Annotated in this window: 11 protein-coding genes; 4 read left to right on the top strand and 7 right to left on the bottom strand. The window is 37.0% G+C overall.

Annotated elements, in window-relative coordinates; genetic code table 11:
* Positions 1 to 43: 43 nt before the first annotated feature.
* From pckA to I600_RS12825, 4 genes are all read right to left on the bottom strand, one after another.
* Positions 44 to 1,660, bottom strand: coding sequence for a phosphoenolpyruvate carboxykinase (ATP) (pckA, locus tag I600_RS12840; RefSeq protein ID WP_058104929.1), 1,617 nt, complete (start codon positions 1,658 to 1,660; stop codon positions 44 to 46).
* 252 nt (positions 1,661 to 1,912) lie between these two features.
* The gene (locus I600_RS12835; RefSeq protein ID WP_058104928.1) at positions 1,913 to 3,034 is read right to left on the bottom strand and encodes a glycerate kinase; all 1,122 of its coding nucleotides are present in this window, start codon (positions 3,032 to 3,034) and stop codon (positions 1,913 to 1,915) included.
* On the bottom strand, positions 3,035 to 4,501 hold the full coding sequence (locus I600_RS12830) for an SLC13 family permease (protein WP_058104927.1): 1,467 nt from the start codon (positions 4,499 to 4,501) through the stop codon (positions 3,035 to 3,037). It lies immediately after the preceding gene.
* Between the two features lie 62 nt (positions 4,502 to 4,563).
* Positions 4,564 to 4,956, bottom strand: coding sequence for a DUF423 domain-containing protein (locus I600_RS12825; protein ID WP_058105133.1), 393 nt, complete (start codon positions 4,954 to 4,956; stop codon positions 4,564 to 4,566).
* Between the two features lie 81 nt (positions 4,957 to 5,037).
* On the opposite strand from I600_RS12825, the gene I600_RS12820 reads away from it, so the two are divergent.
* The 4 genes from I600_RS12820 (at position 5,038) to I600_RS12805 (ending at position 8,005) form a co-directional block, all read left to right on the top strand.
* Positions 5,038 to 6,411, top strand: a complete 1,374-nt coding sequence (locus I600_RS12820) for a saccharopine dehydrogenase family protein (protein WP_058104926.1) — start codon at positions 5,038 to 5,040, stop codon at positions 6,409 to 6,411.
* Positions 6,412 to 6,564: 153 nt separating this feature from the next.
* Positions 6,565 to 7,035 (top strand): Lrp/AsnC ligand binding domain-containing protein, encoded by a 471-nt coding sequence (locus tag I600_RS12815; protein WP_058104925.1) that lies wholly within the window; start codon positions 6,565 to 6,567, stop codon positions 7,033 to 7,035.
* Positions 7,036 to 7,073: 38 nt separating this feature from the next.
* Positions 7,074 to 7,388, top strand: coding sequence for a hypothetical protein (locus tag I600_RS12810; RefSeq protein ID WP_058104924.1), 315 nt, complete (start codon positions 7,074 to 7,076; stop codon positions 7,386 to 7,388).
* A 110-nt stretch (positions 7,389 to 7,498) separates the two neighbouring features.
* Positions 7,499 to 8,005, top strand: coding sequence for a ferritin (locus I600_RS12805; RefSeq protein WP_058104923.1), 507 nt, complete (start codon positions 7,499 to 7,501; stop codon positions 8,003 to 8,005).
* A gap of 71 nt (positions 8,006 to 8,076) precedes the next feature.
* Here I600_RS12805 and I600_RS12800 read toward each other — a convergent pair whose 3' ends face one another.
* The 3 genes from I600_RS12800 to leuS form a co-directional block, all read right to left on the bottom strand.
* On the bottom strand, positions 8,077 to 8,772 hold the full coding sequence (locus tag I600_RS12800) for a zinc metallopeptidase (protein ID WP_058104922.1): 696 nt from the start codon (positions 8,770 to 8,772) through the stop codon (positions 8,077 to 8,079).
* A gap of 135 nt (positions 8,773 to 8,907) precedes the next feature.
* On the bottom strand, positions 8,908 to 10,008 hold the full coding sequence (gene ald, locus I600_RS12795) for an alanine dehydrogenase (RefSeq protein ID WP_058104921.1): 1,101 nt from the start codon (positions 10,006 to 10,008) through the stop codon (positions 8,908 to 8,910).
* Between the two features lie 258 nt (positions 10,009 to 10,266).
* Positions 10,267 to 13,101 (bottom strand): leucine--tRNA ligase, encoded by a 2,835-nt coding sequence (gene leuS, locus I600_RS12790; RefSeq protein WP_058104920.1) that lies wholly within the window; start codon positions 13,099 to 13,101, stop codon positions 10,267 to 10,269.
* Positions 13,102 to 13,217: the final 116 nt, after the last annotated feature.

Here is a 13,217-nt window from a genome sequence, read left to right as displayed (position 1 = left end):
CATACATAAAAAAAGCCTTGCAATGCAAGGCTTTTTTTATGTCCTAAAACGCGTACCGTTGTGGTCCGCCCCTTCTAATTTCTTCACTGGCATAGCTTTCAAACTTTTTAAAGTTTTCCCTAAAAGCATTTGTCAACTTAAACGCAGTGGTGTAATATTTTTCATCATCGTTCCAAGTAGCTCTAGGACTCAAAACCGATGTTGGTACCCCAGGACACTCCCTTGGCTGCGCAACACCGAATACTGAATGTATATGGTATTTATCATAAGAATAAAGACCTAACTCTCCACTTAAGGCAGCTGAGATCATTGCTCTTGTATACTTTAATTTCATTCGAGTTCCCACTCCATAAGGACCACCTGTCCAACCCGTATTTACAAGCCATACATCTACACCAGACTCTTTCATTTTCTTACTTAGCATTTCTGCATACTTAGTTGGGTGCAAAGGCATAAACGGAGCTCCAAAACATGCAGAAAATGATGGTACCGGCTCTACAACACCAGCTTCTGTACCTGCCACCTTTGCTGTATAACCAGAAATAAAGTGGTATGCAGCTTGACTAGGAGTTAATTTAGATATTGGAGGTAGCACACCAAAAGCATCAGCGGTCAAAAAGAAAATATTCTTCACATTCTTACCAATTGATGGCTGCTGAATATTATCAATATGATGAATTGGATAACTCACCCTTGTATTTTGAGTAATTGAAGTATCTGAAAAATCAACATTACCCTTATCATCTAAAACCACATTTTCCAGAATTGCCCCTGGCTTAATGGCACCATAAATTTCTGGCTCTTGCTCTTCAGACAAGTTAATGACCTTGGCATAACAACCGCCTTCAAAATTAAAAACGGTATTTCTACTGGTCCAACCGTGTTCATCATCACCTATTAGTTTTCTATTGGGATCAGTTGACAAGGTTGTTTTACCCGTGCCTGATAGTCCAAAAAAGATAGCTGTATCACCATCCTCACCAACATTTGACGAGCAATGCATTGGCAATGTTTCTTTATATACCGGTAAAATAAAGTTCAATGCAGAGAAAATTCCTTTCTTAATCTCACCCGTATAACCTGTACCACCGATCAAAGCAATTTTATCGGTGAAATTTAAAATAGCAAAGTTATGTTGTCTTGTACCATCAACAGCAGGATCTGCCATAAAACCAGGTGCATTAATTACCGTCCATTCCGGAGTAAAATCTTCCAATTCCGCATCGGTAGGTCGTAAAAACATATTATACGCAAACATATTAGACCAAGGATACTCATTAATGACCCTTATATTCAGTTTATAATCTTCATCTGCACAAGCATAACTATCTCTAACAAAAAGTTCTTTTTCGTTTAAATAGTCTATTACCTTAGTATATAGTGCATCAAATTTTTCTTTTTCAAATGCAATATTGATATTACCCCACCAGACCTTATCTTTTGTGATATCATCTTTAACTATAAATCTATCCAAAGGAGATCTGCCTGTAAATTCACCGGTTTTGACCGCAAGTGTTCCGTTACTGGTTTCAACTCCCATGTCCATTTCCAGAGTTGCTTTTTGAAGCTGTTCAGGGGTTTCTTGATAATGAAAATTGGCGTGTGTAATCCCATAATTTTTTAGGGATATGGTATTCGCATTTGTCATTGAGCTTTTCATGCTTTAGAAAATTTGTTCGTGTAAAACTAAAAAAATAAAAGCTGAACCTCTGATTTTCAGAGTCCAATTAGCACCTTTTCACGAAGAAATACGAATTCAATTAAAGATTGAGTAAAAAGGAAAATTATTCGCAGGCACTTTATATTTTTCAATACACATTATAAAGCAATAACGTATTATAATTGCATTATTGTTATTTACACCTTAAAATTTTAAGAAATAAATAAAAAAACGACTTTTTTTTACTAATTTTTAGATGAAATATTCTGCAGTTTTAGCAGATAAAAGTTGGGCGGCATTCTTCATATTATAATCAAGATCCTTACTGGTATCTTGTATTTCCAATACATCAAAAACACCTTTACCCTTTAAAGCATCTTTTGATATTTGTAGTGATCCACAAATTGTGATTACCGGAATTTTATAATTTTTACCAAGTTTAATTACTCCTTGTAATAATTTACTGTTCAGGTTTTGCTCATCTATTTTACCTTCGCCAGTTATGATATAATCAAATTTTTCTTGATTCAACAGTTGTTTTAATCCAGATAATTCAACACTAAAGTCCATGGCTCCCAAACCTTTGGCACTTAAAAACGTTTTCAACCCAAAAGCTGCTCCACCCGCAGCCCCTGCACCCGGCAAATCATTATAAAATACTTTATATTTTTCTGAAACTACTTTGTTCAGCCTTATTAAACCCTTATTCAATTCCATTATAGAATTTTCGCTTGCCCCTTTATATTTTGCATAAACAAAAGCTGCACCGTCTTTACCAAATAATGGATTAGCAACATCATGAACCATAAAAATGTCTACATCTTTCAATTGTGCTATAACTCTAGATTCATCTATGGATTTAATTAATTGCAAACTTGACCCCAAAGGCATTAGCACTTCTCCCTTATCATCTAAAAAATCATATCCAAGAGCACTGGCTATCCCAATTCCACCATCATTGGTAGCACTTGCGCCAAGACCTATATAAATATGTTTAATACCTTTCTCTATAGCATCTTTTATTTGTAATCCTGTTCCATAAGTACTAGTAAGCATTGGGTTTCGCTCATCATAGGACAACAATTGCAGACCAGAAGTATTTGCCAATTCTATATATGCGGAATTACTCTGCTTATTATATAGGTAGTACGATCGTATTGGCTCACCTTTTGGGTTTTCACTGATTACATCAACAGAAATACATGGCCTATATTTTGCCACGGTATTTAAAAACCCTTCTCCACCATCGGTTGCCTTAATATACTGGGTACTAAAAGGCTTCCCTAATTTTTTCATACCGGAAACAAATGCTTCTGCAAAAGCTTCACTCGTTAGAGAGCCTTCAAATTTATCTGGAATTAGTAATAGTTTCATTTATTTAAATTTCTGGGGGAAACTATTTATTGAGATATCCCATAATTCTGGGAGAATAAAATATACAAAAAAGGTCAATATAAAAATAGAAATTATATTCATAAATAAACCCTTACCTACCATATCCGGAATTCGCAGGTAACCAGAACCAAAGACTACGGCATTGGGTGGTGTGGCAACCGGCAACATAAAAGCACATGATGCCGCAACCGCCGCCCCTACCATTAACACAAAAGGGTGCACATCTATGGTCAAGGCCATTGGCGCCAATACCGGCAGTAACATTGCGGTCGTAGCCAAGTTAGAGGTTATCTCGGTTAAAAAATTGACCGAAGCTATCAATACCAATATGAGTATAAGTATTGGTAGACCCGATAAAGTTGTCATTTGACTACCTATCCACTCGGCAAGTCCACTAGATTCAAAACCTTTGGCCAAAGCCATACCGCCTCCAAAAAGTAGAATAATTCCCCAAGGCATTTTTACTGCCTCTTCCCAGTTGATCACTTGCTCACCTTTTTTCTTTGAAGGAATTAAAAACAACACAATAGCAAAAAATATGGCTATTATGGTATCATCAAGCGCTGGTAGCAGTTTTTGTAATAAAACTGACCGTGTAATCCAACAGAATGCGGTCAAGGCAAATACCAAGGCAACGACCTTTTCTTCATAAGTTATTCTGCCAAGACTTGACAATAAGCGTTGTATTTCTTGTTTCCCGCCCGGAAAAGACTTTTGTTTAAAGCTAAAGGCATATTTGGTCAAGTATTTCCAACAGATAAAAATTAGGATAATGGAAATAGGCAAACCAAAAGCAAACCATTGCATAAACGTTATTTCATAACCATAGGTATCCAATATCACCCCTGCCAACACTAAATTGGGCGGAGTACCTATTAAGGTTGCAACACCACCAATAGATGCACTGTAGGCTATTGCCAGCATCAATGCCTTACCAAAGGTCTGGTTTTCATCTTCTACGGTATCTGGGTTATCCTGTAATTGTTTAATTATAGCCAAGCCAATGGGCAACATCATCACTGCCGTAGCCGTATTGGAGATCCACATGGACAAAAATGCAGTTGCCATCATAAAACCTAAAATTATCTTTCTAATATCAGAACCTATTAATTTGATAATATTCAGCGCTATTCTTCTATGTAGATTCCATTTTTCTATTGCAATGGCGATTATAAAGCCCCCCATATATAAAAAGACATACTTATGACCAAACGCGCCAGATGTTGACGATAGATCCAAGCCACCTGATAACGGAAACAACACCAAGGGCAGCAATGCAGTTACCGCAATAGGAATTGCTTCGGTTATCCACCAAATAGCTATCCAAATGGTAGATGCCAATACGGCATTTGCCTGTACGGACAAACCTTCGGGACGAAAAAAGAACAGAATAAGTATAAAGGAAACAGGACCCAAAACCAGACCCAATAATTTAGTTTTACTCATAAAAGCACCATTAACGGGTTGAAAATACGTTATTTAAGAACTAACTAGGGCTATTTAGCCGGCTATTTCACAATTTTAGACCTTACTATATTATAACCCAAGATCAACCATGCCGCTATCAAGAAAAGTCCTCCGATCGGTGTTAGTGGTCCAATTACCTTGAGGTCAATACTAAATAGCGAATTCAAAGACAACAGGTATATGGAGAATGAAAACAATAGCACTCCTATAACCGTGCATATATAAATTGTTTTTTCTGACTTTAGAAATTCTTTTGGCAACAGACCAAGCGCAAATAAGAAAAAAGCATGATACATTTGATACCGCACCCCGGTTTCAAACGTCGTTACTGCTTGGGTATCTACCAATTTCTTCAACCCATGTGCACCAAAAGCTCCAAACACCACCGCCAGCATTCCAAATACGCATGCAGTTGTTAAAATTGTTTTTTTCATAACTTTAACTATAACTTTTTTTATAAATGTAACAATTTGATACCTTAGTAAATCCTTACCAATCAAAAATACTGAAATCGTATGATGCGAAAAATTCTTGTTATAGGCGCAGGTAAATCTACCTCCTATTTATTAGATTACCTATTAGGCAAAGCAACCACAGAAAATCTACATATTACTATTGGCGATATAAATCCCGCTGCCATACCAACATCTATTGCCAATCATAGCCATTGTACCGTTATTGGTTTAGATATTTTTAATGACACGGAGCGAAAGGATTCTATTGCAGCTTCTGACTTGGTTATTTCTATGCTACCTGCCCATTTTCACATTAAGGTTGCAGAAGATTGTGTTCAACTGAAGAAGCATTTGGTCACAGCATCTTACGTTAGCCCTCTATTATTGGCCTTAAATGATAAGGTAAAGGAAAACGGATTGGTTTTTATGAACGAAATAGGTTTAGATCCAGGGGTTGACCATATGAGTGCCATGCAAGTTATAGACCATATTCGTGAAAAAGGAGGCAAAATTATACTGTTTGAATCTTTTTGTGGCGGTCTTGTTGCCCCTGAACATGATAACAACCTATGGAACTATAAATTTACTTGGAACCCAAGAAATGTAGTGCTCGCAGGACAAGGTGGCACCGCTAAGTTTTTACAGGAAGGCACCTATAAATACATACCCTACCACAGACTTTTTAGAAGAACAGAATTTTTTGAAATTGAAGGTTACGGAAGATTTGAAGGTTACGCCAACCGTGATTCACTGAACTATAGAGAAGCTTACCAATTACAAGACGCCCTAACCATATATAGAGGTACCATGCGCCGTGTAGGGTTTTCCAAAGCATGGAACATGTTTATACAATTAGGGGTTACAGATGACACTTACTCCATTGAGAACTCAGAAAACATGAGTTACAGGGAATTCATTAACCTATTTCTTCCCTATTCTCCTACAGATTCCGTAGAACTTAAACTAAGACATTACTTAAAACTTGACCAAGATGATATTAGATGGGATAAATTACTTGAACTCAACATATTTGATCAAACTAAAGTACTAGGTATACCAAACGCCACCCCAGCTCAAGCACTTCAAAAAATTCTTGAAGATAGCTGGACACTTAAAGCCGAAGAAAAAGATATGATAGTTATGTACCATAAATTTGGTTATGAATTAGATGGAGAAAAAAAACAAATTGATTCTAAATTGGTGGTAACAGGTGAGAACCAAACCTTTACCGCAATGGCAAAAACAGTTGGTTTACCCGTAGCCATGGCAGCATTAAAAATACTTAATGGCGAAATAACAACACCGGGAGTTCAAATACCCATTTCTAAAGAGGTTTATGAACCCATATTGAAGGAACTGGAAACTTATGGTGTAAATTTCAAGGAGTATGAGGTACCTTATTTAGGGTACAACCCCAATTCTGTAATTACATAAGGTATTTTAACTATCATTCTGAAACCAAATAAGTACATTTATGTTTTGATTCCTTATTGAAGATGCAATTTCTTTAAGGCTTTCCTTGAAATAATAAACATATTCATAAGCTCACCTCCAATCTATGGATTGGGGTTATTGATTTAACGTTACATGAAAACATCTACTTCTTTGGCTAAAATTGACGGAATTGACAAAAAAATCTTACGATTTCTAATGGAAGACGCTCGTAAACCAGTACTAGAAATTGCTAGAAGTATTGGTATATCTGGGGCGGCTATACATCAGCGACTAAGAAAACTAGAAGCATCTGGGCTTTTATCAGGTTCTAAATTTATTGTCAATCCCAAATCATTGGGTTATACTACCATGGCATATATTGGCATTTATTTAGATAAAGCTATGAGCAACCCAATGGCAGTAAAACAACTTGAAAAAATACCCGAAGTGCTAGAGTGCCATTATACTACTGGAAACTGGTCTATTCTTATCAAAGTACTTTGTCGTGACAACGAACATTTAATGCAAGTGTTAAACAAAGAAATTCAAGCAATAGAGGGAGTTTCAAGAACAGAAACCTTTATTTCATTGGCACAACAGATCGACAGACAAATCACTATTTAATATTTTGATTTAATCTAAATAAGCTTTAGATTTGCCCTATGAAAGTGGTTTTTCAATCTAAATTTTATACGCTTTATCAATCCGATAAAGAGAAATGTCATTACCTTGACATGAACCAAAAGACCATTAAATTATCTTTTTGCCAGTTGCTTGCCCTACGCACCAAAGTGCAAAATATTTCAATAGAAAATCATTTTGATTCTGACCTTAACAAACATGGTTTTGAAGTATTAATGCTTTGCAACAAAGAGCACTTATTCATATTAAATACCATTGAGCTTTTAGACTTAAAAACGTTGGTAGACTATAGTTTTATATCGCTTGATATAGACCACATAGTAACCACATCTTAAAGTTTACCCAGTTTTCTTATTTATAATTGGTCTTAAATCAAATTCAAATTAAGACCCAAATACTATAATTCATATTATAGTCGTTACTTTTATACTAAATTTTAAGAGAAATGAAAGATATAGCGAGATTAAACATGAGTATTAAGGTAACATCTTTAGATGCCCTTAATGACCAAATACAGATGGAAGGCAAGGCTTCTTCATCTTATTTAGCAATGGCATCATGGTGTGATCAGCATTCATATACCGGTAGTGCAGAATTTTTCTACCGACAAGCAAATGAAGAACGTGAACACATGATGAAAATTTTCAAATTCATCAACGATTGTGGTGGCAATGCAATTTCACCGGAAATATCGAATATAAATCATGATTTTTCTTCTTTAGAGGAAATTTTTGAAACTGCATTAGAGCAAGAAATTGCCGTAACCAATTCGATCAACAAAATCATTTCTTTGGCGAAAAAGACCGAAGATTTTGCTGTTGAGAATTTCTTACAGTGGTTTGTAAAAGAACAATTAGAAGAAGAGAAATCTATGAGAGATATTCTAGACCTATTTGAAGTAATCGGTAGAGAAGGAATTGCCCTCAAATTAATTGATGAGCGTATTAAATAAATAACTTATCTAACTTAAAAAAAGGGAGCTTACAAAAGTAAGCTCCCTTTTTTTATACTTATACTTTACGTTTAGTCTCTTCCTCCAAATACTTGAAGTCCCCAGTAGACCAAAGTTGCCAATGACCCGATAGCAGCAACTAAATATGTACGTGCCGCCCATTTTAGAGCATCCTCTGAGCCTGCATACTCCTGTGGGGTAACAACGTTCTTATTCTTAAGCCATGCCAATGCCCTATTACTTGCATCATATTCAACAGGCAAGGTTACAAAACTGAACAGTGTTGCCATACCCATCATTATTAGACCGGCAACAGCCACCCAATAACCAAAACCAACACCGGCTGCGGCACCCAATGCCAAACCACCAAATACAACCCACATAGACATCCCAGAAGTTACACTAACAATAGGTACCAATTTAGATCGCATACCCAACCACTCATAGGCTTGTGCATGCTGTACGGCATGCCCTACTTCGTGAGCGGCTACCGCAGCTGCAGCAGCATTTCTTTGATTATACACACCTTCGCTTAAGTTGACCGTTTTATTTTTTGGGTTGTAGTGATCGGTAAGCATACCAGCAGTAGATACCACTTTTACATCGCGTATGCCATGATCCGCCAACATCTTTTCAGCAATCTCGGCACCACTCATTCCATTTTGCAAATGCACCTTAGAATAATGCTTGAACTTACTCTTTAATTTATTACTAACTAACCAGCTGACCAAAGCTATAGCCCCAATCAATATATAATATCCCATCATAACTTTTCTAATTTTAAATCGATTAAATATACTAAAGATTCATACTTAAATATGAATCTACATGTATAAAAGCAAAAACCCCGCCAAATTCCTTTCGGATATGACGAGGCATATTTTACTGACAATTTGTACAGATTAGGCTACAATCTCTTCCCAACCAAAAGCTTCCATTATCTCTTGATATACCACTTTGCCTTCTACAATATTTAATCCTTTATGTAAAGATGCATCTTTTTCACAGGCTGCTTCCCAACCTAAATTAGCCAACTTTAACGCGTAAGGCAAAGTTACATTGGTCAATGCCATGGTAGACGTATAAGGTACCGCACCTGGCATATTAGCTACAGAATAATGTACCACATCGTCAATAATATAAATAGGATCTTCATGCGTGGTAGGTCTGGTAGTTTCAACGCATCCGCCTTGATCTACGGCAACATCCACGATTACGGTTCCGGGTCTCATTTCTTTCAACATGTCTCTAGTAATCAAATTAGGAGCTTTAGCACCTTTCAATAAAACACCCCCTATAATTAAGTCGTGCGTTTTAATTAATTTTCTAATATTAAACTCGTTTGAGAATTCTGTTACCACATGTGGCGGCATTACATCATTTACATAACGTAAACGCTTCATGTTAATATCCAAAATAGTAACATGCGCACCTAGGCCTGCTGCCATTTTTGCAGCTTGTATACCCACTACACCTGCACCCAACACCAAAACCTTACCTGGAGCAACACCTGGAACACCTCCCAAAAGTACTCCACGTCCTTTTACAGGTTTCTCCAAATATTTTGCACCTTGTTGTATGGCCATTCTACCTGCAACCTCTGACATGGGCGTCAAAAGTGGCAAAGTCCCTTCTTCATCTTCAACGGTTTCATACGCTATACAAATGGCTTTTTGTTTGATCATTGCCTTTGTCAATGCCTCACTAGATGCAAAATGAAAATATGTAAATAGTATTTGCCCTGCTTGAATTAGATTGTACTCTTCTTCTATAGGCTCTTTTACCTTTACGATCATTTCGCTCATGGCATATACCTGCCCGATCGTATCTAGAATTATTGCACCAGCTTGTTGATAATCTTGATTGAAAAAACCACTGCCTTCACCAGCCTCTGACTGTACATATACTTTGTGGTTGTTCTTTACCAATTCGAAAACACCGGCCGGCGTCATACCTACCCTGCTTTCATTGTTCTTAATTTCTTTTGGAATACCAACAATCATGCTTTATCATTTTATATTACACTGCAAAATTGATACTAATTAGTCATATATCAAACAATAATTCGATAAAACACAGGGGTCTCATATCATAATTATCATTTTATAACCACTATACCCCTATTTTTTAGGGGGTGCATTTCATTTAATGACAAATAATTCAATTAAATTTCAAAAATTAGCTATTACCTTGATGAATATTTAACGCAAAAAAAAAGAGGCAATTCCCATTGCCTCTTTTCTAGTTATCCTACCTAAGAATCAACCAACGATATTTACAATTTTACCAGGTACTACAATCACCTTTTTAGGAGTACGCCCTGCCAATTGTTGTTGGGTTTTTTCATGTGCCATAACCGCAGCCTCTATTTCATCTTTACCTAAATCTAAAGACAACTGCATGGTAAATTTCATTTTACCGTTAAAGGATATCGGATATTCTTTATCACTTTCTTTGATATACTTTTCTTCAAATTTTGGGAATGGTGCCGTAGCAATAGAATCTGAATGACCCAATTTGCTCCACAATTCTTCCGCAATATGTGGCGCATATGGCGATACCAATATTGCCAATGGCTCCAACACTTTTCTGCTGACACATTTTTGAGCTGAAAGTTCATTTACACAGATCATGAAAGTAGATACCGATGTATTAAAACTGAAGTTTTCAATATCCTCTTCTACCTTTTTAATGGTCTTGTGCAATGTTTTCCAAGATTCTTTAGAAGGCTCTTTTTCACTTCGGCTACGCTCAGTGATCGCGGTTTCATCTAAAAATGGCGTGTACAATTTCCACAGTTTCTTTAAGAAACCATGTGCTCCGGTGATACCTGCCGTGTTCCAAGGTTTAGATTGTTCTAACGGACCTAAGAACATTTCATACAAGCGCAGACTGTCCGCCCCATATTCTTCACAAATAGCATCTGGATTTACTACGTTGTATTTGGATTTGGACATTTTTTCGACTTCGCGACCTACTTTAAATGTTCCATCCTCTTCAGTGATAAATTCCGCATCAGCAAATTCATCCCTCCAACTTTTAAATCCTTGAATATCCAACTCGTCCGATGCATTTACTAATGATACATCTGCGTGAATTGGAGTTACATTTCTTCCTTCTATTAAGCCTTTAGAAATCAATGTTTTTCCATCCTCATCTCTATACACAAAAGCACTAGTCCCCGTAATCATTCCTTGATTGATCAGCTTTTTAGCAAACTCATCTTTAGGCACCAAACCTTTATCGAACATGAATTTTTGCCAGAAACGGCTATATAACAAATGCCCTGTTGCGTGCTCGCTTCCACCTATATATAAATCTACATCTTGCCAGTAATTAATGGCTTTCTCTGAGAATATTTCTTCGCTATTATGCGGATCCATATACCTATTAAAATACTGCGAACTACCCGCCCAACCCGGCATAGTATTCAACTCTAGCGGAAATACTGTGGTATTATTTATCTCGCTATTATTGACAACCTTATTTGCAACGGTATCCCAAGCCCATACCTCAGCGTTACCTAATGGGGGTTCGCCGGTTTCGGTTGGTAAATACTTTTCCACTTCGGGTAACTCAATTGGCAAATGTTCTTTTGCGATCATCTGTGGCATACCATCTACATAATATACAGGGAAAGGTTCTCCCCAATATCTTTGGCGACTGAAAACAGCATCGCGCAAACGATAATTTATTTTTCCTTCACCATGTACTATTTTCTCTAACTCATAGATTGCCAATTTCATGGCTTTCTTATACGGTAATCCGTTCAAGAAATCAGAATTTGCAATAACCGTTTTTTCCTTATCGGCAAAAGCTTCCTCAGAAATATCTACACCTTCGAATACATTAGGAATATCAATATTAAAATGCTTTGCAAAATCATAATCGCGCTGATCACCACATGGCACGGACATTACCGCGCCTGTTCCATAACCCGCTAATACATAATCACCGATCCAAATAGGAATAGGCTCTTTTGTAAATGGGTGCTCTGCATAGGCACCTGTAAATGCACCGGAAATGGTTTTTACATCTGCCATACGATCACGCTCGCTACGTTTTGCCGTTGCCTCAATATATGCCTCTACCTCAGCTTTTTGCTCTGCCGTAGTTATTTTACCAACCAATTCGTGCTCTGGCGCCAAAGTCATAAAAGAGACACCGAAAATAGTATCGGGGCGAGTAGTAAACACTTCTATTTTTTCATCATGGTCTTTCACATTAAAAATAGCCGATGCACCTTGTGAACGACCTATCCAATTCGTTTGCGAATCTTTCAAGGGCTGGGGCCAATCTATCTTATCCAGTCCGTCTAACAAACGTTGTGCATAGGCAGATATACGCATGCTCCACTGGGTCATCTTTTTACGAACCACAGGGTGACCACCACGTTCTGACACTCCGTTCACTATTTCGTCATTTGCCAAAACCGTACCCAATGCCGGGCACCAGTTTACCTCGGTATCCGCTAAGTACGTTAATCTATATTTTAAAAGAATTTCTTGCTTTTCAACATCAGAAAAATTGGTCCAGTCCTCCGCAGAAAAAATAGCAATATCATCATCGCAAATCGCATTTACATTGGCATTGCCTTCTGCCTCAAATCCTGAAATTAAAGTATCTATATCTTCCGCCTTATCCGTATCGGTATTATACCAAGAATTGAATATTTGAATGAATATCCACTGTGTCCATTTATAATACTCAGGACTAGAAGTTCTTACTTCCCTGCTCCAGTCAAAAGAGAAACCTAATTGATCTAACTGCCTTCTATATGTTTTAATATTGGCTGCAGTGGTTATTGCAGGATGCTGACCTGTTTGTATGGCATATTGCTCTGCAGGCAACCCAAAAGAATCATACCCTTGCGGATGCAATACATTAAAACCTTTATGTCTTTTGTAACGTGCATAAATATCACTGGCAATATACCCTAACGGATGACCAACATGGAGTCCCGCACCAGAAGGATAAGGGAACATATCCAGCACATAAAATTTTTCCTTTTCAGAATTATTCTCCGCTTTAAATGTTTGGTTTTCTGCCCAGTATTTTTGCCATTTGGCCTCAATTTCGTTGAAATTGTATTGCATGATAGTTACTTCTTTTCTGTAAGTCGCAAAAATAGGTTGAATCGTTGAGAGTTAAAAAGATATTGCTAATTAACAGCTTTACTTCTACAAACTATAGAACTATTGCCTATTGACTA

It is taken from the genome of Maribacter dokdonensis DSW-8 (assembly GCF_001447995.1).
GTDB lineage: Bacteria > Bacteroidota > Bacteroidia > Flavobacteriales > Flavobacteriaceae > Maribacter > Maribacter dokdonensis.
The sequence above is the reverse complement of the archived record's forward strand: the minus strand, read 5'-3'. Positions and strand labels throughout refer to the sequence as shown.

What these genes read in the sequence shown, in the direction of transcription:
- pckA (WP_058104929.1), bottom strand. Translation starts at nt 1,660, where the DNA reads ATGAAAAGCTCAATGACAAATGCGAATACCATATCCCTAAAAAATTAT.
- I600_RS12835 (WP_058104928.1), bottom strand. Translation starts at nt 3,034, where the DNA reads ATGAAACTATTACTAATTCCAGATAAATTTGAAGGCTCTCTAACGAGT.
- I600_RS12830 (WP_058104927.1), bottom strand. Translation starts at nt 4,501, where the DNA reads ATGAGTAAAACTAAATTATTGGGTCTGGTTTTGGGTCCTGTTTCCTTT.
- I600_RS12825 (WP_058105133.1), bottom strand. Translation starts at nt 4,956, where the DNA reads ATGAAAAAAACAATTTTAACAACTGCATGCGTATTTGGAATGCTGGCG.
- I600_RS12820 (WP_058104926.1), top strand. Translation starts at nt 5,038, where the DNA reads ATGATGCGAAAAATTCTTGTTATAGGCGCAGGTAAATCTACCTCCTAT.
- I600_RS12815 (WP_058104925.1), top strand. Translation starts at nt 6,565, where the DNA reads ATGAAAACATCTACTTCTTTGGCTAAAATTGACGGAATTGACAAAAAA.
- I600_RS12810 (WP_058104924.1), top strand. Translation starts at nt 7,074, where the DNA reads ATGAAAGTGGTTTTTCAATCTAAATTTTATACGCTTTATCAATCCGAT.
- I600_RS12805 (WP_058104923.1), top strand. Translation starts at nt 7,499, where the DNA reads ATGAAAGATATAGCGAGATTAAACATGAGTATTAAGGTAACATCTTTA.
- I600_RS12800 (WP_058104922.1), bottom strand. Translation starts at nt 8,772, where the DNA reads ATGATGGGATATTATATATTGATTGGGGCTATAGCTTTGGTCAGCTGG.
- ald (WP_058104921.1), bottom strand. Translation starts at nt 10,008, where the DNA reads ATGATTGTTGGTATTCCAAAAGAAATTAAGAACAATGAAAGCAGGGTA.
- leuS (WP_058104920.1), bottom strand. Translation starts at nt 13,101, where the DNA reads ATGCAATACAATTTCAACGAAATTGAGGCCAAATGGCAAAAATACTGG.